This is a genomic window from Bradyrhizobium sp. 160, assembly GCF_023073735.1.
GTDB lineage: Bacteria > Pseudomonadota > Alphaproteobacteria > Rhizobiales > Xanthobacteraceae > Bradyrhizobium.
In genome coordinates, this window is sequence record NZ_JADPKD010000039.1 from 39,738 (window position 1) to 63,064 (window position 23,327).

Consider the following 23,327-nt stretch of genomic DNA (forward strand, 5'->3'; position numbering starts at 1 on the left):
GCGCGCGTCTCGAACCATGAAGGCCCGCCTCTCGCCCGCGGCCATCCTTCGAGACGCCCGCTTCGCGCGCCCTCAGGATGAGGGCGGAGAGCTTGGCGGCCCCTATTCCCGAGGCTTGGCCTTCGCGACGCCGCCGCCGTGCCGGCGGCGGGAGAACCACACCGTTACGCCCACCACGATCGCCACGGCCATTACGGTCAAAATCCAGATGTGCTTGCCGATATGGCCGTGATGATGCAGCCCGGCATATTCGTGGAGCGCTGAGACCGCCAGCACGCCGGGCAGCACATGCGCGGGCGCCCAGGCCAGGATCGCCGGGATGTTGACCGCGTAGAATTTCGCCGGCGCCATGCCGAGCGCGCCGGCGGTAACAGGCACGAAGGCGCGGACCGGGGGCACGAAACGGGCGAAGAACACCGCCCAGGTGCCGAAGCGATGGAAAAAATTCTCGCTCTGCTCGACCACGCGCGGGTAGCTGGTCAGCGGCCAGGTGTTGAGGATCTCGCGCTGCCGCCGGTGCCCGATCCAATAGGCCGATCCGTCGCCGAGCACTGCCCCGAGTGCGGCCGCCAGCAACACCCATGGCAGCTTCAGCTCGCCGCCCGGAACCAGCGCGCTCAGTGCCAGGATGATGGTCGAGCCGGGGATCACCGATCCCACCACCGGCACCGCTTCGAGCAGCGCGGCGAGAAACAGGGTCAGATAGGCCAGCCACGCATGGGCCGAGACGAAGGCGATGAGGGGATCGAGGAAGGATGTCACGTCGTCTCGATGGTGGACTGGAGCACTGGAAGTCAGACCCTACATGGGTCAGTGCATGCGGCAACAGTGGCGTCCGCGCCGGCAGAGGGGTCAACCGCCCGAAATTCGATCATGATTCGCAAGGCAGCCCTCCAAAAACTGCGTTCCTTGCCTATCTAAATGAAAAGACAATGGAACTTTGATAAGTGGGCGGGCTTCTGCCCGCTCGTTGTCTCTGATAGGTTGATTTTCAGCACCCAGCCGCAGCCAACGTGCAAATAACCGGTTTCGGGACCGCCCGGGACCTCGGAGGATTGATGACGACCGCCGCTCTGTCCAAAGTTGAGGAAGTTTCCGGTCTGCCCGACATGAAGGTGTCGGTGCGCCAGGTGTTCGGGATCGACAGCGATCTCGAAGTCCCGGCCTATTCCGAAGTCGATCCTCACGTGCCCGAAGTCGATTCCGACTACCGCTTCGACCGCGCCACCACGCTTGCCATTCTCGCCGGCTTTGCCCGCAACCGCCGCGTGATGGTGACCGGCTATCATGGCACCGGCAAATCCACCCATATCGAGCAGGTCGCCGCGCGGCTGAACTGGCCCTGCGTGCGCGTCAACCTCGACAGCCACATCAGCCGTATCGACCTGGTCGGCAAGGACTCCATCGTGGTCCGCGACGGCAAGCAGGTCACCGAATTCCGCGACGGCATTTTGCCCTGGGCGCTGCAGAACAACGTCGCGCTGGTGTTCGACGAATACGACGCAGGCCGCCCGGACGTGATGTTCGTGATCCAGCGCGTGCTCGAGGTCTCGGGGCGCCTGACCCTGCTCGACCAGAACAAGGTGATCAAGCCGCATCCGGCGTTCCGGCTGTTCGCCACGGCGAACACCGTCGGCCTCGGCGATACCTCCGGCCTCTATCACGGCACCCAGCAGATCAACCAGGGCCAGATGGACCGCTGGTCGATCGTCACCACGCTGAACTATCTCAGCCACGACGAGGAAGTGGAGATCGTGCTGGCCAAGGCCAAGCACTATCGCTCCCAGGAGGGCCGCGACATCGTCAACAAGATGGTGCGTCTCGCTGACCTCACCCGCAACGCCTTCGCCAACGGCGATCTGTCGACGGTGATGAGCCCGCGCACGGTGATCACCTGGGCGGAAAACTCCGACATCTTCGGCGACATCGGCTTTGCCTTCCGCGTCACCTTCCTCAACAAATGTGATGAGCTCGAGCGTCCGCTTGTCGCCGAGTTCTACCAGCGCTGCTTCAATGCGGAGCTGCCGGAATCGGCGGTGAACGTGGCGCTGAGCTAAAGGTTTGAGATGTCGTCCCGGCCTTTCGGGACGACGGATAGGGTGAGATGACCACCTCCAACTCCAAATTCCGCAGCAGCAAGGAAGCGCCCACCGAGCCGTTCAAGCGCTCGGTCGCCTCCTGTCTCAAGGCGATCGCGAAGACGCCCGAGCTCGACGTCTCCTTCGCCGCTGAGCGCCCGGGCCTTGCGCCCGGCAAGGCGCGGCTGCCCGAGCCTGCGCGCAAGATGACCAAGCGGGACGCCGCGGTCGTGCGCGGCCACGCTGATTCCATCGCGCTCAAGCTCGCCTGTCACGATCCGAAAGTGCATCGCAAGCTGATGCCCGGCAATCCGCAGGCGCGCGGCGTGTTCGAGGCGGTGGAGCAGGCGCGGGTCGAGGCAATCGGCGCGCGCCGCATGGCGGGCGTTGCGAAAAACCTCACCGCGATGCTCGACGATCACTTCCATCGCGGCAAGTTCGACGAGATCACCGACCGCGCCGATGCACCGCTGGCGGACGCGCTGGCGATGCTGGTACGCGAGCGCCTGACCGGCATGGCGCCGCCGGCGGCCGCCAGGAAGATGGTCGACCTCTGGCGTCCCATTCTCGAAGACAAGATCGGCAAGCGGCTCGACCGGCTCGACGGCGTGCTCGAGGACCAGACCCGGTTCGGCGATGCCGTGCACGATCTCTTGTCGGCGCTCGAGCTCGGCGACGAACGCAACGCCGACACCGAGGACAATGACGAGAACGACGAGAACCAGGACGGCGACAACGACCAGTCCGGCGCCGAAGGCTCGCCCGATTCCGACGCCGCGCAGGAGATGAGCGCCGATCAGGCCGAGGCGACGTCGGAGGAGATGAGCGAGAGCGCGATGGAGAGCGCGCAGGCCTCGACCTCGGACACCTTCGACGACGGCGAGCTCGGCGACGATGAGACGCCGGGCGAGGCGACGCGGCCGAATTCGCGCGGAGCCAACGAGCCGCGCGGGCCGGAATACCATGCGTTTGCGCCGAAATTCGACGAGGTCATCGCCGCCGAAGACCTCTGCGACCATGACGAACTGGAGCGGCTGCGCGCCTATCTCGACAAGCAGCTCGCGCACCTGCAAGGCATTGTTGCCCGCCTCGCAAACCGCCTGCAGCGCCGCCTGATGGCGCAGCAGAACCGCGCCTGGGAGTTCGATCTCGAAGAGGGCATCCTGGATCCCGCGCGGCTGTCGCGCGTGGTCACCGATCCCTATCACCCGCTGTCCTTCATGCACGAGAAGGAGGCGACGTTCCGCGATACCGTGGTGACGCTGCTGCTCGACAATTCCGGCTCGATGCGCGGACGTCCGATCACGGTCGCCGCCACCTGCGCCGACATCCTCGCCCGCACGCTGGAGCGTTGCGGCGTCAAGGTCGAGATTTTGGGCTTCACCACGCGCGCCTGGAAGGGCGGGCAATCGCGCGAGGCCTGGCTTGCCGCCGGCAAGCCCGCCAATCCCGGCCGCCTCAACGATCTTCGCCACATCATCTACAAATCCGCCGACGCCCCCTGGCGTCGTGCGCGGAAAAATCTCGGCCTGATGATGCGCGAGGGGCTCCTCAAGGAGAACATCGACGGCGAGGCGCTGGACTGGGCGCACAAGCGCCTCTTGGGGAGGGCCGAGCAGCGCAAGATCCTGATGATGATCTCGGACGGCGCGCCGGTCGACGATTCCACGCTGTCGGTCAATCCCGGCAACTATCTCGAGCGGCACCTGCGCCACATCATCGAGGAGATCGAGACCCGCTCACCGGTCGAGCTGATCGCGATCGGCATCGGCCATGATGTGACGCGCTATTACCGCCGCGCGGTGACGATCGTGGACGCCGAGGAGCTCGGCGGCGCCATCACCGAGAAGCTCGCCGAACTCTTCAGCGAGACCAACACCGCGCCAAGCCAGCCGGCCAGCCGGCTGCGCCGCAAACTGCATTCGTGAGCGCAGCTTCATCCCGCCGCAGCTTTCTCGGCCACGCGGCGGCGGGATTTTCCATTCTGACGATGCCGCGATTGGCGCGAGCGCAGGCGCAATTGCAGCCCGCGACCGAGCCGCCGCCGCGCGCGCTCCACCTCGATCACGCCGTCGCCGCGCCCGTCAGCGTCGAGGTCAACGCGCGCACCATCCCCAATTTCGAGCCGCGCGACCGCGCGCGCACGCGCTTCGGCTCGCTGGATTTTCGCAGCGGCTTGGTGCTGACCTCGCCCTATCGCGGTTTTGGCGGCCTGTCCGGTATCCGCTTCCTCGACAACAAAGGTGAACGCTTCCTCGCGATCTCCGACCAGGGCGGCTGGTTCACCGGCGCCATCCGCTATTCCGGCCGCGAGATGGTTGGGCTCGCAGACGTCGAGGCCGCGCCGCTGCTCGGTGCGGACGGGCGGCCGATCACGGACAAGCGGCTCTGGTACGACACCGAGGCGCTCGCGCGCGACGGCAACCTCGTCTATGTCGGCCTCGAGCGCGTTAACCAGATCCTGCGCTACGATTTCGCCAAGGGCGGCACCCGCGCCCGCGGCGAGGTGATTGCGGTGCCGCCGGCGTTGCGCAAGCTGCCCTCCAACAAGGGGCTGGAGGCGATGGTCATGGTGCCGAGAGGGCAAGGCCAGAGCCAGCCGCTCGCCGGCACGCTGATCGCCTTCTCAGAGCGGGGGCTCGATGCCGACGGCAACCTCATAGCCTTCCTGATCGGCGGCCCGACGCCGGGCCAGTTCAGCGTGCGGCGCTCCGAAAATTTTGACATCAGCGACGCCGTGCTGCTGCCCTCGGGCGATCTCCTCATCCTCGAGCGCAAATTCTCCTGGTTCACCGGCGTCAACATCCGCATCCGCGCGATCCCGCTCAAGGCAATCGCGCCGGGTGCGCTGGTCGACGGCCTCACGCTGTTCGCCGCCGATCTCGGCCACGAGATCGACAACATGGAGGGCATCGACGCCCACGTCACGGCCGGGGGCGAGACCGTGCTGACCCTGATCTCCGACGACAATTTCTCGATGCTCCAGCGGACGCTGCTGCTGCAGTTTACGCTTGTGGAGTAGCCGGCGGTCTCTCCCCCTCATTGCCGATGCGGAGGCGGGCTCGCACCGAGCCAACAGCGCAATGCGTGGCATCACTATCCGCCATTCCGCCGCGCGCCTAGCAATCCGCACGTCGGTCACTACACTCCTGCCATTGCCCCTCCATCCTTCGGAACCTCCCCGCATGTCCGTCCTGTTTTCCCCGATCAAGCTGCGCGGCCTGACGTTGAAGAACCGCGTCGTGGTGTCGCCGATGTGCCAGTATTCGGCCGACGACGGCGTCGCCACCGACTGGCACTTCACCCACATCAACAATCTCAGCCTGTCGGGCGCGGCGATGTTCTGCATAGAGGCGACGCATGTCGAGGCGATCGGCCGCATCACGCCGGGCTGTCTCGGGCTCTACAGCGACGCCTGCGAAGCGGCCTTGAAGCCGATCCTCAATTCGGTGCGCAAATATTCCTCCACGGCCATCGCGATGCAGCTCGCCCATGCCGGCCGCAAAGCCTCGAGCGCGCGGCCCTGGGAGGGCGGCCAGCTGATTCCGGTTGAACACGGCGGCTGGCAGACGGTTGCGCCGTCGGCCGTGCCGCACAAGGAGGGCGAGGCCGCGCCGCTGGCGCTCGACGCCGCGGGCCTCAAGCGCATCCGCAACGCCTTCGCCGACTCAGCAAAGCGCGCCGCCCGCCTCGGCGTCGACGCGATCGAGGTGCACGGCGCGCACGGCTATCTCCTGCATCAGTTCCTGTCGCCGATCTCGAACCGGCGCACCGACGAATATGGCGGCAGCCTCGAAAACCGCATGCGGTTTCCGCTGGAGGTGTTCGATGCGGTGCGCGCAGCATTCCCCGCCGACAAGCCGGTCGGCATGCGGGTGTCGTCGACCGACTGGGTCGAGGGCGGCTGGGACCTGGCGCAGACCATCGCATTCGCGAAAGCGCTGAAGGCGCGCGGCGTCGACTGGATCGATGCCTCCTCCGGCGGCGTCTCGCCGCTTCAGAAGATTCCGCTCGGCCCCGGCTATCAGGTGCAGTTCGCAGAGGCGATCAAGCGCGACACCGAATTGCCGACCATCGCCGTCGGCCTGATCAGCGAAGCCAGGCAAGCCGAGGAGATCGTCGCATCCGGCAAGGCCGACATGGTCGCGCTCGCCCGCGGCATGCTCTACGACCCGCGCTGGGCCTGGCACGCGGCCGCCGAGCTCGGCGGCGAAGTCGAAGCCCCGCCGCAATATTGGCGCTCGCAGCCCTCGACGCAAAAGGCGCTGTTCGGCAGGACCACGTTCGGGGCGCGGTGATTTCTTCACCTCTCCCCGCGTGCGGCGCGGCGTGCGGGGGAGTAAACTCACGCATCCGTAACCCCGCTCACCTTCCACCTCCCGCAAAACTGGCCTAACCTCCGTCCCCTCAACGGCTCACGGAGGCCGGCCATGCGTTTTGGTGTTCGCAAAACTGCCCATGTGTTCGAGCGCGTGGGTCTTGCGATGGCGGGCGCGGCGTGCGGATTGTTCGTCGGCGCCTATGTGGGATCGGCGATCCCCACGCTCACCACGCAGGGGTTCTTGCTGCTGATGATGGTGCTCGGCTTCATCGGCTTCTATATCGGCATCGACACGCCGCAAATGCCGTTCGACGAGGCGCACAGCCAGATCGACGCCGCGGAGTTTTTGAGTTCGGCCGGCACGCTCTGCGCCACGCTCACCGCGCTCGCTTCGGTCGCCGTCATCGTGCTCCGCCTCGATCCGCACATCGCCTGGACCTGGCTCGCTCTGCTCGGCTGGATCGGCGGTGTCGCCATGCAGATCGTCGCGGGCACCAAGGCCAGGATGCGGACGTAGCGCGGCTCTTACCCTCCAGGGGAGGGTAAGCGGGGCATCTCGGTGTTCGGCCCTAGAACACCACGCCCACCCGCGTGCCGCGCTTCCACGCGATACGGCAGCGCTTCTTGGTGTTGACGTGCAAGAGCTCGAACCGATCGGGAATGCTCACCTGCCCGCCGAGATCGACGCAGGCCCCGCCGGGCGAATAGTCGATCAGCGTGCAGGGAATCACCGGCGCGCGCGGGTCGGTGATGATCTTGGCCTGGCGCGACACCAATCCCGAAGGTTTCACGCGGGCATATTTGCGCGGATAGTGCGGCACGTCTCCTCCAGCTCCGCTGTCTCGCGGCGATCGGTTCCAATGATGGCCGGCAGATCATGCGATCCCGCTAAAGCAGGCTTGAGAATTTTAACGAAAAGTAGCGGCAAAGAAAGAAAGCGAAGGTAGCGGGTGCTTACCCCTCCAGGGGAGGGTAAGAGAGCGCGGCTCTCCCATCACCCTGTCACGATCTCCTCCGCCCCCGCCGCCACCTCCATCCCCGGCCCTGTCGGCATCGGCACCGTCACAAAATCCTTCGGCAGATTCACCGGCCGATAGTCCGGCTCCACCGCCATCCGCTTCACCACGCTCTCATGCACATGCGCGCCTTCCGGAATGACGCGCGGCTCGCAATCGGGAATGTAGAAGCCGAGCACCACCTTCCGCTCCGGCCATTCCCGGTATTTCGCGCGCTTCGGCAAATATTCCAGCAGCCGCCAGGCGAGCGTCATGGAATCGTGCAGCTCGCCCGTCTTCCCGGTAAAAGCGGGCGCGACATAGCTGAACGGCGAGTTCTTGCGCTGGATGCCGAAGGCGAGCTGGTTCACCGTGCGCGGGTTGAAGTTCAGCCCCGCCTTTGCGGCCTCCTCGATCATCCACAGCAGCGGATATTTCGACTGTCCGCTCTCGGCTTCCGGATAGCTGCCGCCGACATCGCCATGCACGCCGGCGAACCACACCTGCAGAATGTCCTGCGGCACCTTCTTCTCGTCCGGCACATAGCGATTGCTCCAGAACTCCTGCGGCGCGTCATACGCCTTGAGGCGGAACATGCAGCGCCGCTCGTCGATCGCGATCGCCTGCCGGAAGATTTTGACGCTGGGATTGCGCAGCGTGAAGGCGAGCTCCTCGAAGCTCGGCCAATACAGCCGGTCGGCGCGCGGCACGATCACGCTCGCCACCGTGTCCCAGACGCCGACGAAGTGGATGGTCGGCCAGCGCGTCGAGGTGATGCGCGCGAACTGCGCGGCGAGGTCGAATTGGTCTTTCGGCAGCGGCCCCTGCTCGTCGAAAGTGACATCGCTGAGGTCCTCGACGTCGTTGCCGCGCCCGGTGCCGGAATATTGTTTGTAGGCGATGAGGCCGCTGCCTGCGAGGTTCACCTGCTCCGGCGAGATCAGCCCGACCTTGTGGATCAGCCCCGCCAGCACCCGCACCGTATAGGCGCCGCGCGAGAAGCCGAACAGGTAGATCTTGTCTCCGGCTGCGTAATGCTGAACCAGGAAGCAATAGGCGCTGAGCACGTTCTCATCGAGCCCATAGCCGGTGGCGAGCCCCAGCACCATGTTGATATTGGCCTTCCAGCGATGCCACGTCGTCGGCTCCGTCACCGTGCCGACTCCCGGATCGTAAAACACCATCTGCCGCGGCTGCGTCTTGTCGGTCTTGCGCAGGCAGCGATAGAGCTTCAGGACGTTGGAGATGTTCTCGCTGATCTCGTTGCCGGTGCCGTCACAGCAGATGACGAGGTTTTTCGGCTCGGGTTTGCGGTCGGTGCTGGCTGCATGCTCCATGGGATGCGCCTCCGGGTGATGCGACCGCAGTATAGCGGAAATGGATGGCAGCGAGGAGACGAAGCCGGCGCCGCCGGCGTGGTGCCTCATTTATCTTCTGTTGACATTAACCACTTGTTAACCATGCCGACGCCTAATGTGGAGGAGTGGGGGATCACCATGTCGGCCCATGTGACGCGACCGAAGTTGATGCCTGTTTCGGCCCGTCCAGCCTTTGCTGAGCTTGCCAGGCTGGCGGTTCGCGCCACGGCCGTCCTACGGACCAAAACGGCTGTCGTACGGAGCAAAGCCATGTTTGGAAAGGACGACTTAGTGGACAATCTCAGCCGCGATCTCGAGCGCGCGCGCGGAAGACGCGATGCACTCGCATCCGAAGCCACGACCCTGACGGCCCAGATCGCCGAAATTGAAGCCCGCCTTTCGGAGGAGAAGAAAAGGCGGGAGCGTGAGCGCGTCTTGGTCGAGATCGAAGCGATCAAAACCCGAGTCAAGCAGGCCGCCGGCGCGTTTGCGCCCGTCGTCGATGGCCTCTCCAAGGCGATCGAATCGGCTGCGGCCGTCGTGCCCGAGGCGCGCGAGCTCAATAGTTTCCTGGTGTCGGTGGCGACCGAAATCGACAGCGTGCTCGATCCCCTGTTGCGCGAACTGGATCAGCGCGCCGATGCGGTGCGAACAGGGCACGTCGCGCTCGACCTCCCGAGTTCGGCCGACGAAGCTGCCATCGAGCTGCCGAAAGACAGCAACGAACGCCTGCTTCGTTTTCCGGCGTGGCTGTCTCGCGACAAGGAGACGGACAAGAAGGAAACAGCGGAGAGCCCGCGCAGCACGGCAGCGTGAACAATCGGCGCGCCGCGCGGCTCAAGAAGCTTGTCTGCAGATCTGGCGGTTCTGAGTTGCCGATGAAATTCCCGTCGGCAGCGCCAGCGCGCCGACGGCATGCGCCGGCACAAGCTGATGATATTGTTTGATTCGATGCAAGCCGAGAGCTCAGACCACCTCTCCCGTAGGGAGAGGTCGGAGCGCATCGAAAGATGCGATCCGGGTGAGGGGATCCGGTCTCACCGAGCGCAGCGGGCCCTCACCCGGATTGCTCAGGCGCGCAATTGCGCGCCATAGCAATCCGACCTCTCCCCGCTGGGGCGAGGTGGACCTCCGACCGAACCTGATTTCATCGCGCTTTGGAGCCGCCTGGCAGCGGTCCATGTCCGGCATTGGAGACGATTAACTCCCCTCCTGCGACCGCTCAGTTGGCGGCGCGGCGCAGGAAGGCCGGGATATCGAGAACGGCCTCGTCGGGCGCATTGCGCGCAGCGCTGCGGCCGTAAGGATCGAGCGGCCGGTCGGCCGCGTGGCGTGCATGTTCCAGGCTCGGCCTTGCCGGCGGCCCCACCGGGTGGTGCGGCTGCGGCCGGAGCGGCGGGCTTTCGACCTGCGCAAGGGGCGCACTGCGCTCGATGCGATCGGCGATACGGCGGCCGTCATTGCGCAGCCTGCCGGCGAGCTGCGTGAGTGCGGTTTCCACCGGTTGCGACTGCTGCGCCGGGTCGAGATTATCGATTCCGGTTGCGACCACGGAGACGCGGACGATGCCTTCGAGGCTGTCATCAAACGACGCGCCGACGATGATGTTGGCGTCCGGGTCGGCCTCGTCGCGAATGCGGGTCGCGGCTTCGTCGACCTCGTACAGCATGAGATCCTTGCCGCCGGTGATGGAGATGATGAGGCCACTGGCGCGCTTGATCGAGGGATTCTCGATCAATGGATTGGAGATCGCGGCGACAGCGGCGGCAAGCACGCGCTTCTCGCCGGAAGCCTCGCCCCGTCCCATCATGGCCTTGCCCTTCTCCTTCATGACGGAGAGGACGTCGGCAAAATCGAGATTGATCAGGCCTTCCTTGACGATGAGGTCGCTGATGCAGGCGACGCCGGAATAAAGCACCTGGTCGGCAAGGGCGAAGGCATCGGCGAATGTGGTCTTCTCGCTGGCCACCCGGAACAGGTTCTGGTTCGGGATGATCAGGAGCGTGTCGACCGTCTTCAGCAATTCCTCGATGCCGGCTTCGGCAAAGCGCATGCGGCGCTGGCCCTCGAAGTAGAATGGCTTGGTGACCACGCCGATCGTGAGGATGCCGAGCTCGCGCGCGGTCCTGGCGACGATGGGGGCAGCCCCGGTGCCGGTGCCGCCGCCCATGCCGGCCGTCACGAACACCATGTGCGCGCCGGTCAATTGATCGCGGATCGTGTCGATTGCCTCTTCGGCTGCGGCGCGTCCCAATTCCGGCTGCGAGCCGGCGCCGAGGCCTGCGGTCACCTTTGTGCCGAGCTGGATCAGGCGCCTCGCCTTCGACATTGCCAGCGCCTGCGCGTCGGTGTTGGCGACCACGAACTCGACCCCTTGCAGCCCGGCCGTGATCATGTTGTTGACCGCATTGCCGCCGGCGCCGCCGACGCCAAACACGACAATGCGGGCCTTCATTTCGTGGATATCGGTGGTGCCAGTCATACTTCCCTCGTGATTGCTCCGGCAAGCCGGGGATGGAGATGAGTCTCGAGTGCTACCTGCGAGCCGCGCGGTCCGCCTGCACGATCGCAGCGGCCAGATGTCCCAATCGGAGCGCGGCTTGTCCCGCGATCGTGCCGCCCGCCCGGCGACCGGCCTGGAGAACCGCCACTTCGTCTTCCAGTCGTGCCGCCCACGCATTGGCGGCGGTCGTCTCGGCGGCCGCCTGCGTCAGTTCGACCGCCAGGCGATCGGCACGTTCGCGCTCGCGCTCGAACACTGCCCTGTAGGCGGTTGCGACGGCCTCGAGCCGCGCCACCTCCGCCTTGAAGGCCTGGATCTTGATCGCCTCGATCTTCGCCAGGGAGGCATCGATCGGGTCTGCCCGGCGGATGCGTCGTGGGCGGGGCGTGTAGCGGAGCTCTGCGAAATCAACCCTCACCAGGGCCTTGCCGTCCTCCGACCGCGAGCGCGGCAACCGGCGGCGTCGCGCAAGCGAACGCGCGGCCTCTCGGGAGATATCGAGGCGGGCACTGAGATCGGCATACGTCAACAATGCAACGCACATCGGCGCTTCTCCTGGAGCGAACCGGGACGGCATTTCGAGCTAATGATGGCTGGACGATTACCGCAGGCTAGGCTGCGTTGGTTAATGCACGGTTAACGCGCGAGGGGTGTTGTTTACCAGTGCCGGACACCGGGCCGACGTAGGGATGCCGGGCAGCATCTGCCGCGGGCTGTGTCCTGTCGGTCTTGCCCGGAGGCAGGCGATAGAGCTTCAGGATTTGGAGATGTTCTCCGAGATCTCGCTGCCGGTGCCGTCAGAGCAGATGATGAGGTTTCGGGTCGGTTGTTTGGTCGTGCTCAACGGCATGCCCCGGCGATGCTACCGGGGCGAGCATAGCTGGAAAAGGGCGGCAACCGAGGTCCACTTGAGTGACGCGTCCGTCAGAAGCTGATCGGAGGTAAGCTTAGCGGGACGTATGGGCGCAGGTGTGGTCCGCTTTGGTCGCCTGAACCTTGCTCGCAGATGTGGGTGAACGGATAGTTTAGTGCTCTTGAGTTCCTACCTAAGAAATATAGGTCGCTCCGCTTGCCGAGGTGGGAGCTTGCCTTGCGGGCTGAGCGTCGACCTTTCAATGTTGGATTGAATAGCTGGCTAGAATCTAGGACCTGGGCTATTGAAGACCCGGCGGAGATTGCGATGACTAGCGACGTGAAAGTGGCTCTGGAAGAGAGCACCTCATTTGGCGAGGCGAGCGGCATCGAGGTAGAGGCTCGGCCTCTCCTCGAAGACGTAGCTATCGGCGAACCGTTCAACCCCGATGACATAGACGTCGCTACAAGGTCGATGACGATAGATTTGCTGCTGTCTAGGATTGCCGCTGATGCAATCGATCTTGAGCCCGACTTTCAGCGTCGGAGAGGGATTTGGACCGATCGCCAACAGAGTCGTTTGATCGAATCTCTTTTATTGAGAATTCCGCTTCCTACACTTTATGCGGCGGAGGATGAACAAGAGAATTGGGCGATTGTGGATGGTATCCAGCGGCTAACCACCATTACGCGCTTCATTTCGCCTGAATTGATAGAAGAAGCTCCGCTACGTTTGAGTGGTCTGGAGTATCTGGGAAATTCGTTCAATGGCATGGTTTATGATGATCTGCCTGCGCGACTAAAGCGCCGCCTTCGTGAAACTGAGCTGGTTGTTCATTTGATTAGGCATGGCACGCCGCAAGAAGTAAAATTCAATATCTTCGCTCGCATCAACACTGGCGGATTACCTCTCTCCAGCCAAGAATTGCGTCATGCGCTCATTCCCGGTCAGGCCAGAAATTTCCTTAGGGATTTGGCAGCAAGCGATGCGTTCAAGGTCGCAACCACGTACAGCATACGCGACGAACGAATGGCTGATCGAGAAATGGTGCTACGTTTCGTCGCTTTTCGTTTGAATGAGCCTGAGGAGTTTAGAGCGTACGATTTTGATCGCTTCCTTGGTGATGCTATGCGTCAAATAAATACTCTGAGCCGTCGTAAGCTCGATCGTTTGGGGGAGGAGTTCGTTGCTGTGATGAATACAGCAGCGGAGATCTTTGGAGATGATGCGTTTCGAAAGCGCTATCGCGAGCAAGACGCGCGCATGCCCATAAACAAGGCGCTGTTCGAAACTGTTTCAGTGGCGATAGCTTCGCTGGCGGACTCTGAGCGGCGGCGATGTGTTGACAGAGCCACCGAAATACGCGCGCGAATGATGGTCTTAATGCAAGATAGAGTATTCGAGAGCTCAATTTCGCAGGGTACAGGCGATATTGCCAAAGTTCGCTACCGATTCATGGCAATGGAGCGAGTATTTCAGGAGGTGGCGCGTGGCTGACCTTTTGGCGCTCCACAATTTCAAAGCGTTCAAGGACCTTGCGCTTCCTCTTCGGCCGCTCACTGTACTGGCTGGTTTAAACGGTGCGGGCAAGAGCACCGCGCTTCAGGCGCTAGCGTTGGTCAGGCAGTCTCGCGATGCTGGTTTTCTTGACTCGAAGGGCTTCTTGCTCAATGGCGAACTCGTTGAGTTGGGAACGGGATCTGACCTCCTTCACGATCAGCACGAGGATGACGTTATCCGTATAGGTATGCACGATGGGCGAACGCCTTGGGAGTGGGAGGTCGCATACGCTCCTGAGGGTGATGTCTTGCACTTTGCGACCTCGCCCAAGTACGGAATGTTTGCTGGAAACTTTGATGGGGGACTCTTTGGCAATAATTTTCAGTATTTGAGGGCTGATAGAGCCAGCCCGAACGTCAGTTATCCCAAATCATATCATGTCGTAAGCGAACGCCGCTTTCTTGGCACGCGCGGAGAATTTACTGCACATTATCTCAATGCGTTTCGGGATGCTCCTGTACCAGAGCGGCTCCGGCATCCGGCCGAAATGGCTCCTGGCTTGCTGTCACAGACCAACGCTTGGATGCAGGTCTTCAGTCCTGGCGTAAGTCTCAATGTTGCCGAAGTGCCGCGGACCGACTTTGTTCAGCTTGACTATAGTTACGGCGGTTCAGCAGGTCTCAGCGGCTCCAATCCATTTCGACCAACCAATGTCGGATTTGGACTTACTTATGCACTCCCTGTGGTTGTTGCGTGTCTTGCCTTGCCGGCGGGTAGCTGGGTTCTGGTAGAAAATCCAGAGGCTCATTTGCATCCCCAAGGCCAGGCTGCCATGGGCGAAATGATAGCGCGTGCGGTAGCCGCAGGGACGACCATTATAGTAGAGACCCATAGCGACCATCTTCTGAATGGCATCAGAATTGCCGTGAAGGAGGGGGTGCTCTCGCCAGAGCAAGTGGGACTAAATTTCTTTCATCGCCCGATGGGCGCCGTCGAACCTTCTCACGAACAACCAAAGATTTCCGCTGATGGGCGGCTGAGTCATTGGCCGAACGGCTTTTTTGATCAGTGGGATAAATCGCTCGATCGCTTGCTGTCATAAGATGGCATTCTTAACCTTCTTAAATGAGCTCTCTTACCCGCAGGGCTCGCAGACTCAAGCGTCGGCCCGTGAAGTGGTGCGGACGTTGATCGCACTTTTGAAAGAGCTGAAGGCGGAACGATCGGATTTGGCCCTTCATTCATCCGTGCCATTAGGGGCTGTGCCGCTTGGTGATAATCTGTGGCTCAGCGCCTTGCGTGCTGATGCAGACACCATCGATGAGTGGCGCTTTCTTCGTGGCTTGGAAAATCGAGCTCCCTTTCATATTGGCCTGGATCGAAAGATTGCTGCTAACGTAGACTTCGAATTCGAAGATAAGAGCGCGATTGCGCTAGGACTGGCATATGAATTTGATGCTTTGGCAGTTAGCTTTGACTGTGAGACTTGGCGTCGGTCCGAAGTGGACGTCTTCAGGCTCGAACTGCAGGATGAAGCGCTCGAATCGGAAGTTGTCGTTGTCCGAAACGCTTCGATCCGAGGTCACGTCGATCCGGTGCGTGCTTGGATGCGCATTGTGGCGCTGCAGGCGCCTAGCGATGGGGATGATTTGTGGGACAATCGAGCCGAACGCTTCCCGCGCCTTCGTTTCTTGCCGCGTGTAGAGGAGCAAGTGCGTTCGCTAAGATCGGGAGCGCCTGAATTGTTGGCCGTGAACCGGCGCCTATGGGAAATTCAGTGCGCGCTTGCAGAGTGGAATCCTGAGTCACACGCTCTCCCGACTTTTCGTACTAAGGTTACCCCTGAACACGAGCAACGCCGATCCTTATTCAACTTCGTAGATGTGCAAGGAGAGGTGCGCTGCTTCGATCTGCACGCGCGATACACGCCCGGTGCCGGGAGGATCCATTTGTGGTGCGACCGTTCCAATGGAACGGCCGCTATTGGCTACATTGGTGAAAAAGTCCAATCGTGACGAGGTCAGGAATTACGACCTGTCACAAACAAAAACGGCCGGATCTTCCGATCCGGCCGCAACGCAACTCTACTGGCTAAGCCTACGCCACACGACGCAACTTAGCCCCCGCCCAATTCTGAATTCTTAGCTCGCCTTCTTCGCCGGCGCGTCGCCGACCTTCTTCTGGATGGCGCGCTTCAGCTCGAGGGCGCGCGGCGACAGGACGTCGGCGCTGGCCTTGAGCAGGAAGGCATCCAAGCCGCCATTGTGGTCGACGCTCTTGACCGCGTTGGTGGAGACGCGCAGGCGCACGTTGCGCTCGAGGGCTTCCGAGATGAACGTCACGTTGACGAGGTTCGGCAGGAAGCGGCGCTTGGTCTTGATGTTGGAGTGGCTGACCTTGTGGCCGACGAGGGGGCCCTTGGCCGTCAGTTCGCAGCGGCGAGACATGGTAGAAATCCTCAGGTTCGAGCCCCCAACGATTTGCGGCCGCCATTCGGGGCGCCACGGGGGCAAATTCTTTCGTCCTTGCAGGGAGCGGGCGGACGTATAGGGGGGAAGGGGCGGGACGTCAAGGTTTTGGGGTGGATTTAGCCCCACGCCGGGCGTCATCGCCCGCGAAGGCGGGCGATCCAGTATTCCACCGGCGCGGCTGGAGTCGAGGGGCCGCAGCGTGCTGGATGCCCCGCTTTCGCGGGGCATGACCGCGGAGGGGGCGGGGAAAGGTTGGCGCCAAGGGCTACCGCCCGATCACCAAAACGGCAATGATCGGAACGCCTTACCATCACATAAAGGGCGTATTCGCGGCCGAAGAGTCCTGGGGAGTTCCGCCGCTTTTGGCGTCCAGCACATTGTTTGCCGCTGTTTTTGGCTTAACTAACAAGGCCTGACGGCCCCATTGGATGGCTTCGTGAATATCCTGACCTCTCACCCGCCGCGGCGGCGCGCCGGCCAGTTGGCCCTGGCGGCGTTCTGCGGCCTCGTCTTGGCGTGGGGAGCGGCGCCGGCAACGGCGCAAGGCAAGCTCGAGGCGCAATATGAGGCGACACTATCGGGCATTCCCGTCGGCAAGGGCGCCTGGAACATCGACATCCAGGACGACGTGTTCGCGGCCGCGGCTTCCGGCGGCACCACGGGGCTTTTGAAGTCGTTCGCGGGCGGCTCGGGCACCGGCGCCTCGCAGGGCCGCGTCGTCAACGGCGCGCTGGTTGCGACCGGCTATCAGGCCTCCACCACCACCTCGAAGAAGACCGAAGAGATCCGCATCACCCTCGACAAGGGCAATGTGAAGGATTTTGCGATCCTGCCGGAGCCGCCGGTCGACCCCGATCGCATCGTCGTCACCGAAGCGCATCGCCGCGGCGTCTGGGATCCGATGACGGCCTCGCTGCTGCGCGTGCCCGGCAATGGCGATCCGGTGTCGCCCGAGGCCTGCCATAATAGCGCGCCCGTGTTCGACGGCCGCATGCGCTACGACTTGAAACTCGATTTCAAGCGCATGGAGAGCGTGAAGGCCGAGAAGGGCTACAAGGGCCCGGTCGTGGTCTGCGCGCTCTATTTCGTGCCTGTGGCCGGCTACATCCCCGATCGCCCCGTGATCAAATACCTCGCCGCCCAGCGCAACATCGAGATCGCCTTTGCGCCGGTGGCGGGAACGCGCATTCTGGTCCCGTTCTGGCTGAAAGTGCCGACGCCGTTGGGACCTGCGATGCTGGAAGCGACCAGCTTCATCACCTCCCCCCAGCCGCCACGCGTCGCCAAGACGCAGTAGGGGTTCTTAACCCTCCCCTCCAAGGGAGGGTAAAAGGAAGTCTTGTGAATTCAACGGCTTACCTACTGTGCATGGGGTTGTTTTCGCACTTTTTGTTTGGCAGGTCGGCGAAGCTGGAATCCATTTGACTCCCGCCTGATTCTGATTCGACTCCCGGCCGTCCCCAGCCTTAAGGAACACGTCATCAAATCGTCGCTTGTACGGCAGCCGGAGCCTTCATCTAGTGCACGCCTGTGGCGAGTCCCGCGACATGTTGCGTGAACGGAACGGGACTCGGCAGGGAGTCAGCGATTCGGCCGCGATTCGTTCTAGAGTCGTTCCGAAGCTTAAGGCGAACGGGAAAAGCGTCGCAAAGTGAGACACTGCGCGAGGTTGGGAAGACTGCTCCGCGTTCGCTGTCACCGCGCGGCTTGACCGGGCGATCCAGTACGCCGAGGCAATCGTGGTTGAGCCGATGAGCCGCGGCGGACTGGATGCCCCGGTCAAGCCGGGGCATGACAGCGGAGCGCGTGGTGGCGTTCGGAGACATCGCTGACACCTGATCGCCTCATCGTCTCAAACAGCACTGACATTCGCCCAAATCGGCACTACCTATCTCCAGAATGGCTTTTTCTTCCTCCCCCTTCGCTTCCGAGCGTGCCCCCGGTGCCGGCGTCACTGCGGTGCTCGGGCCGACCAACACCGGCAAGACCCATCTCGCCATCGAGCGGATGCTCGCGCATCCCTCCGGCATGATCGGCCTGCCGCTGCGCCTGCTTGCGCGCGAGGTCTACAACAAGATCGCCGATCGCGCGGGGCCAGAGAGCGTCGCGCTCGTGACCGGCGAGGAGAAGATCAAGCCGAAGAAGCCGCGCTATTGGGTCTCGACCGTCGAGGCGATGCCGCGCGATCTCGACGTCTCCTTCCTCGCCATCGACGAGGTCCAGATCGCCTCGGACCTCGAACGCGGCCACGTCTTCACCGACCGCATCCTCAACCGCCGCGGCCGCGACGAGACGCTGCTCTTGGGCGCTGCGACCATGCGCCCGATCATCGAGCGCCTCTTGCCGGGCGTGTCCATGATCACGCGGCCGCGCCTGTCGCAGCTCGAATTCGCCGGCGACCGCAAGATCACGCGCCAGCCGCGCCGCACCGCCATCGTCGCCTTCTCCGCCGACGAGGTCTACGCCATTGCCGAGCTGATCCGCCGCCAGCATGGCGGCGCCGCCGTGGTGCTGGGCTCGCTCAGCCCTCGCACCCGCAACGCGCAGGTGGCGATGTTCCAGAACGGCGATGTCGACTATCTCGTCGCCACCGACGCCGTCGGCATGGGCCTCAATCTCGACGTTGACCACGTTGCCTTTGCCTCCGATCGCAAGTTCGACGGCTACCAGTTCCGCCGCCTGACACCCTCGGAATTTGCGCAGATCGCCGGCCGCGCCGGCCGCGCCACGCGCAACGGCACCTTCGGCACCACCGGCCGCTGCGCGCCGTTCGAGCCCGAACTCGTCAACGCGCTCCAGAACCACACCTTCGATGCCGTGAAGATGCTGCAATGGCGCAACTCGAAGCTGGATTTCTCCTCGCTCGGCGCGCTCCAGGTGTCGCTGAACCTGGGCCCAGGGCACGAGGCGCTGACGCGCGCCCCGATCGCCGAGGACATGCGCGTGCTCGACCACGCCGCCCGCGACGTCGATGTGCGCGATATCGCGCATGGCAACGCGGCCGTGGAGCGCCTCTGGGAGGCCTGCCAGGTCCCCGATTACCGAAAGCTGTCGCCGGCCGCTCATGCCGAGCTGGTGACGACGCTGTACGGCTTCCTGATGCAAAAGGGATGCATCCCCGATAGCTGGTTTGCCGCCCAGGTCGATCAGGCCGACCGCGTCGATGGCGACATCGACACGCTGTCGGCCCGGATCGCGCAGATTCGCACCTGGACCTTCGTCGCCAACCGCCCGGATTGGCTGAAAGACCCCGAACGCTGGCAGGGGATCGCGCGCGAGGTCGAAAATAAATTATCGGATGCGCTCCATGAACGCTTGACTGAGCGTTTCGTTGATCGCCGTACCAGTGTATTGATGCGCCGCCTGCGGGAGAACACGAGCTTGAATACTGAAATCGGCAAGACCGGCGAAGTCATCGTCGAAGGCCACGTCATCGGCCGCCTCGACGGCTTCACCTTTGCACCGGACGCTGCGGAAGCCGGCTCCGATGCGAAAGCCTTGCAGGCTGCAGCGCAAGCGGTGCTCGCCGGCGAGATCAACGCGCGCGCCGAAAAGCTGGGCAATGCACCGGACGAGCAGTTCGTGCTGACCTCGGAAGGCATCATCCGCTGGACCGGCGATGCCGTGGCGCGCCTGTCCGCCGCAGACGACGCGCTGCATCCGCGCATCCGCATCATCTCCGACGAGCGCCTGACCGGCGGCCCGCGCGAGAAGGTGCAGGCCCGGCTCGAGCTCTGGCTCAAGACGCATATCGAAAAGCTGCTCGGGCCGATGTTCGAGCTGTCAAAGGCCGAGGATGTCACCGGCATCGCCCGCGGCATCGCCTATCAGCTGGTCGAGGCGCTCGGCGTGCTGGAGCGTCCGAAGATCGCCAGCGAGCTGAAGGATCTCGACCAGTCCTCGCGCGCGGTCTTGCGCAAGTACGGCGTCCGCTTCGGGGCCTATCACATCTACTTCCCCGGCCTGCTCAAGCCCGCCGCGCGCGCCCTCGCAGCGCTGCTCTGGGCGTTGAAGCAGGACAATGTCGATCTCTCCGCGCTGTCTGGCGCTCAGCATTTGGCATCTTCGGGCCGCACCTCGTTCCCGGTCGACAAGCAGCTGCCGCGCGATGCCTATCGCGTGCTCGGCTACAAGCAGGCCGGCGAGCGCGCCGTGCGCGTCGATATTTTGGAGCGGCTTGCCGATCTGATCCGCCCGGCGCTGGCTTGGCGCGAGAACTCGCCCGGCGAAAAGCCGGCCGGCGCGTTCGACGGCCGCGGTTTTGTGGTGACGCAGGCGATGACCTCGCTCACCGGATCGGCCGGCGAGGACTTTGCGTCGGTGCTGCGCGCGCTCGGCTATCGCATGGAGAAGCGTCCGCCGTTGCCGCCAAAGCCTGTGGTGACCGAGACGGTCGCGGCAGAGACGCCGCCCGTCGAGGGCAGCGCGGAGACGTCGACCGAGACCGCAGCGGAGGCCGTAGCGGGTCTGCCCGCAGAAGCATCCGCCAAAGCCGCTCCTGAAGCCGTCGCCGTCGAAGACGCCCCCGGCATGGAGCAGCGCGACGAGGGCGCGCACGAGCCAGAGCCTGCGCCGGAAGCTCCGCCTAAGGCCGCCGTCACGCCCGAAGATGCCCCCAGCATCGCGCCACCGGCGGAAGAGATTGCTGCGCCGGCAGAGGCTGCCGGCCTCGAAGCCGCTGCCGCCGAGACCGCGGCAACGGAAGCTACCGCAGCGCCTGAGGCTGCCGCGCCTGAAGCCGTCGCGCCTGAGGCTGCCGCGCCTGAGGCTGCGGCGACGCCGGCCGAGCCCGAGCTCGTCGAGGTCTGGCGTCCCGGCGGCCGTCACGAGGATCGCAAGCCGCGCCACGAGCGCCATCGCCATCAGCGTCACCATCAGCCGCGTCCGCAGGCGGGTGCAGAAGCTAGCACGGCCGCGCCCGGCGAAGCAGCCGAAGGCGCGAAGCCGGGTGAGCGCCATCGCCATGGTGGTGGTCATCGCCGCGACGCGGCCAAGGATTTTCGCAAGGGCCGCGAAGGTGGTGGAGACGGTGCGCCGCGTCCCGAGGGGCGTGACGACAGGAATCGCCGTTTCGAGGGCAAGGACCGCGACAACAAGGATCGCGATCGCAACCGTGACAACAAAGGCAAGTTCGGCGATCGCGACAAGGGCCGCGACAACCGTGGCCGCGACCGCCGCGACCGCGAGTCCGGTCCGTCGCTGCGTCCCTATGCCTCCAGCGCGAATCCGCGCGAACGCGATCGTCCTGTTGATCCGAACTCGCCCTTCGCAAAGCTCGCAGCGCTGAAAGAGCAACTGGCGGGGCGCAAGGAGTAATCCTACGACCGAGCGGCAGCGCATCGACAAATGGCTGTGGCACGCCCGGGTGGTGAAGGCGCGCACCTCCGCCGCTGAGCTGGTGGTCACCGGCCACGTTCGCGTCAACGGCGCACGCGAGACATCGCCGGGGCATGCGATCAAGGTCGGCGACGTCCTCACCATCGCGCTCGATCGCACCGTGCGCGTCTTGAGGGTCATCGCCTTCAACGAGCGCCGCGGCGATGCCGCCTCGGCCCGCGTGCTCTACGAAGAGCTCGGCGAGCGCAATTAATTGCGCGGTGCATTCATTTCTTGGCTGGTCAAACGCACACAAGTGTCATGATCAGCCGTTCCCGACCTTGCGGCGCCCGGCCATCCGCGCTACGCAAGCCGCGACTTTTGAAAGAGCTTTTCGGAGCGTTGGATGACTTACGTCGTCACTGAAAACTGCATCAAGTGCAAGTACACCGACTGCGTCGAGGTCTGCCCGGTCGACTGTTTCTACGAGGGCGACAACATGCTCGTCATTCACCCCGACGAGTGCATCGATTGCGGCGTGTGCGAGCCGGAATGCCCCGCCGACGCCATCAAGCCGGACACAGAGCCGGGCCTTGAAAAGTGGCTCCAAGTCAACGCCGACTACGCCAAGAGCTGGCCCAACATCACCCAGAAGAAAGAATCACCCGCCGACGCCAAGGAATTCGACGGCATGGAAGGCAAGTTCGAGAAATATTTTTCTCCGAACCCGGGCTCGGGAGACTAATTAGGGCCCAAACTTAACCCTAATAGCTGCGTTAGGCCCGAAAACCAGCCCTGAAGACCCCTAAATCATTGATTTTTGCGGGAAATGTGCTATATTGGGCACATTAAGCCGAACCCCGTCAGCCCCGTTGGCCCCTCTGGGTTCCCGTGAAACCAAATGTCGAACAGGGGCGTGGCAGTTTCCGCGCGCAGGCTGTGTCACAGAAAACGCGTAAAAAGAGTACTTCAGCGAGGGTTTCCCATAAGGAGGCCAAAAAAGTCGCCGCGGCCAGCCGTAGCGCATCCAAGGGTCGGACCGCGACGAAGGCGCCGGCTGCAAAGTCCTCGAAGAACAAAAGAAGCGCAATGCCTAACAAGACTGCCAAACCGGCCGCGAAAGCGACCGCTGCCAAGCCTGCTGCTGCCAAGGCTCACCCTGCGAAGGCTCACGCTGCCAAGCCCGCCGCGCCGAAGGCTCCCGTTGCTGCTGCTCATGCCAAGGCTCCTGCCGCTGCCAAGCCGGCCGCCAAGCCCGCTGCTGCGCCGAAGGTCGAGGAAAAGAAGGTCGTCACCCAGCGTCAGGGCTTCAAGGCCAACGAATTCGTCGTTTATCCCGCTCACGGCGTCGGCCAGATCCTGGCCATCGAGGAGCAGGAGATCGCCGGTGCCAAGCTCGAGCTGTTCGTCATCAACTTCATCAAGGACAAGATGACGCTGCGCGTTCCGACCGCCAAGGTCGCCAATGTCGGCATGCGCAAGCTGTCCGATCCGGCGCTGGTCAAGAAGGCGCTGGAGACGCTCAAGGGCCGCGCCCGCGTCAAGCGCACCATGTGGTCGCGCCGCGCCCAGGAATACGAAGCGAAGATCAATTCGGGCGACATCGTCGCGATCGCGGAAGTCGTGCGCGACCTCTACCGCTCGGAGTCGCAGCCGGAGCAGTCCTACAGCGAACGCCAGCTCTATGAAGCGGCGCTCGACCGTCTGTCCCGCGAGATCGCGGTGGTGCAGCACTCGACCGAGACCGAGGCAGTCAAGGAGATCGAGGCCCAGCTCGCCAAGAGCCCGCGCCGCAACGCCAAGGCGGAAGCCGCCGAGGGCGAAGCAGATACGGATGCAGAGGGCGATACCGACGACACCGATGGCGACGATACCACCGTCGCCGACGAGGCTGCATAAGCAGCTCGTCGTATCGCAACAGATCAAAAGCCC

General features: G+C 63.6%; 20 protein-coding genes. 14 read left to right on the forward strand and 6 right to left on the reverse strand.

The features are described 5' to 3' along the window. Positions 1 to 102: 102 nt before the first annotated feature. Positions 103 to 762, reverse strand: a complete 660-nt coding sequence (locus IVA98_RS17100) for a DedA family protein (RefSeq protein ID WP_247297871.1) — start codon at positions 760 to 762, stop codon at positions 103 to 105. Between the two features lie 296 nt (positions 763 to 1,058). Here IVA98_RS17100 and cobS point away from each other — a divergent pair, with 296 nt between their 5' ends. The 5 genes from cobS to IVA98_RS17125 all read left to right on the forward strand — a co-directional run bounded on the left by cobS (position 1,059) and on the right by IVA98_RS17125 (position 6,916). After that, the gene (gene cobS / locus IVA98_RS17105; protein WP_247276300.1) at positions 1,059 to 2,057 is read left to right on the forward strand and encodes a cobaltochelatase subunit CobS; all 999 of its coding nucleotides are present in this window, start codon (positions 1,059 to 1,061) and stop codon (positions 2,055 to 2,057) included. Between the two features lie 47 nt (positions 2,058 to 2,104). Beyond that, entirely contained in the window at positions 2,105 to 4,006 is a 1,902-nt protein-coding gene (cobT, locus tag IVA98_RS17110; RefSeq protein WP_247333319.1) for a cobaltochelatase subunit CobT, read from the forward strand. Next, positions 4,003 to 5,100, forward strand: a complete 1,098-nt coding sequence (locus tag IVA98_RS17115; protein WP_247297878.1) for an esterase-like activity of phytase family protein — start codon at positions 4,003 to 4,005, stop codon at positions 5,098 to 5,100. The genes cobT and IVA98_RS17115 overlap by 4 nt, the downstream gene beginning before the upstream one ends. 163 nt (positions 5,101 to 5,263) lie before the next feature. After that, positions 5,264 to 6,376 (forward strand): NADH:flavin oxidoreductase/NADH oxidase, encoded by a 1,113-nt coding sequence (locus IVA98_RS17120; RefSeq protein ID WP_247297879.1) that lies wholly within the window; start codon positions 5,264 to 5,266, stop codon positions 6,374 to 6,376. 132 nt (positions 6,377 to 6,508) lie between these two features. Then, positions 6,509 to 6,916: a hypothetical protein gene (locus tag IVA98_RS17125; RefSeq protein WP_247297882.1), complete on the forward strand. Its 408-nt coding sequence runs from the start codon at positions 6,509 to 6,511 to the stop codon at positions 6,914 to 6,916. Positions 6,917 to 6,968: 52 nt separating this feature from the next. Here the strand turns inward: IVA98_RS17125 and IVA98_RS17130 are convergent, their stop codons facing one another. Together IVA98_RS17130 and IVA98_RS17135 are read right to left on the reverse strand one after the other, a co-directional pair. Next, positions 6,969 to 7,220 carry a PilZ domain-containing protein gene (locus IVA98_RS17130; RefSeq protein ID WP_091893446.1) on the reverse strand — a complete coding sequence of 84 codons (252 nt, stop codon included), beginning with the start codon at positions 7,218 to 7,220 and terminating at the stop codon, positions 6,969 to 6,971. Between the two features lie 173 nt (positions 7,221 to 7,393). Continuing rightward, entirely contained in the window at positions 7,394 to 8,731 is a 1,338-nt protein-coding gene (locus IVA98_RS17135) for a T6SS phospholipase effector Tle1-like catalytic domain-containing protein (RefSeq protein ID WP_247298013.1), read from the reverse strand. Positions 8,732 to 8,749: 18 nt separating this feature from the next. On the opposite strand from IVA98_RS17135, the gene IVA98_RS17140 reads away from it, so the two are divergent. Continuing rightward, on the forward strand, positions 8,750 to 9,568 hold the full coding sequence (locus IVA98_RS17140) for a hypothetical protein (RefSeq protein ID WP_247355238.1): 819 nt from the start codon (positions 8,750 to 8,752) through the stop codon (positions 9,566 to 9,568). A gap of 406 nt (positions 9,569 to 9,974) precedes the next feature. On the opposite strand, the gene ftsZ is transcribed toward IVA98_RS17140, so the two are convergent. Further along, positions 9,975 to 11,234 carry a cell division protein FtsZ gene (gene ftsZ / locus IVA98_RS17145; protein ID WP_346657724.1) on the reverse strand — a complete coding sequence of 420 codons (1,260 nt, stop codon included), beginning with the start codon at positions 11,232 to 11,234 and terminating at the stop codon, positions 9,975 to 9,977. 52 nt (positions 11,235 to 11,286) lie between these two features. Beyond that, positions 11,287 to 11,799, reverse strand: coding sequence for a hypothetical protein (locus IVA98_RS17150; RefSeq protein WP_247297886.1), 513 nt, complete (start codon positions 11,797 to 11,799; stop codon positions 11,287 to 11,289). A 636-nt stretch (positions 11,800 to 12,435) separates the two neighbouring features. On the opposite strand from IVA98_RS17150, the gene IVA98_RS17155 reads away from it, so the two are divergent. From IVA98_RS17155 to IVA98_RS17165, 3 genes are read left to right on the forward strand one after another with little or no spacing between them, the layout of a single operon-like run. Then, positions 12,436 to 13,605 carry a GmrSD restriction endonuclease domain-containing protein gene (locus IVA98_RS17155; protein WP_247355234.1) on the forward strand — a complete coding sequence of 390 codons (1,170 nt, stop codon included), beginning with the start codon at positions 12,436 to 12,438 and terminating at the stop codon, positions 13,603 to 13,605. Next, a complete protein-coding gene (locus IVA98_RS17160; RefSeq protein ID WP_247297892.1) occupies positions 13,598 to 14,710 on the forward strand; it encodes a DUF3696 domain-containing protein in 1,113 nt (370 codons plus the stop codon). Before IVA98_RS17155 ends, IVA98_RS17160 begins: the two co-directional genes overlap by 8 nt. Before the next feature lies 1 nt (position 14,711). Next, positions 14,712 to 15,623, forward strand: coding sequence for a hypothetical protein (locus tag IVA98_RS17165; RefSeq protein WP_247355235.1), 912 nt, complete (start codon positions 14,712 to 14,714; stop codon positions 15,621 to 15,623). Between the two features lie 126 nt (positions 15,624 to 15,749). On the opposite strand, the gene rpmB is transcribed toward IVA98_RS17165, so the two are convergent. After that, complete coding sequence (gene rpmB, locus IVA98_RS17170) at positions 15,750 to 16,055, reverse strand: 50S ribosomal protein L28 (RefSeq protein WP_247276313.1); 306 nt, start codon at positions 16,053 to 16,055, stop codon at positions 15,750 to 15,752. A gap of 511 nt (positions 16,056 to 16,566) precedes the next feature. Between rpmB and IVA98_RS17175 the strand changes: the two genes are divergently transcribed. The 5 genes from IVA98_RS17175 (at position 16,567) to IVA98_RS17195 (ending at position 23,294) form a co-directional block, all read left to right on the forward strand. Continuing rightward, positions 16,567 to 17,376, forward strand: coding sequence for a DUF3108 domain-containing protein (locus tag IVA98_RS17175; RefSeq protein ID WP_247298015.1), 810 nt, complete (start codon positions 16,567 to 16,569; stop codon positions 17,374 to 17,376). A 602-nt stretch (positions 17,377 to 17,978) separates the two neighbouring features. After that, complete coding sequence (locus IVA98_RS17180) at positions 17,979 to 21,395, forward strand: helicase-related protein (protein ID WP_247355236.1); 3,417 nt, start codon at positions 17,979 to 17,981, stop codon at positions 21,393 to 21,395. A 22-nt stretch (positions 21,396 to 21,417) separates the two neighbouring features. After that, positions 21,418 to 21,669: an RNA-binding S4 domain-containing protein gene (locus tag IVA98_RS17185; protein WP_346657725.1), complete on the forward strand. Its 252-nt coding sequence runs from the start codon at positions 21,418 to 21,420 to the stop codon at positions 21,667 to 21,669. A gap of 132 nt (positions 21,670 to 21,801) precedes the next feature. Beyond that, the gene (gene fdxA, locus IVA98_RS17190; protein WP_018643465.1) at positions 21,802 to 22,140 is read left to right on the forward strand and encodes a ferredoxin FdxA; all 339 of its coding nucleotides are present in this window, start codon (positions 21,802 to 21,804) and stop codon (positions 22,138 to 22,140) included. Positions 22,141 to 22,484: 344 nt separating this feature from the next. Beyond that, positions 22,485 to 23,294, forward strand: a complete 810-nt coding sequence (locus tag IVA98_RS17195; protein ID WP_247297901.1) for a CarD family transcriptional regulator — start codon at positions 22,485 to 22,487, stop codon at positions 23,292 to 23,294. Positions 23,295 to 23,327 lie beyond the last annotated feature (33 nt).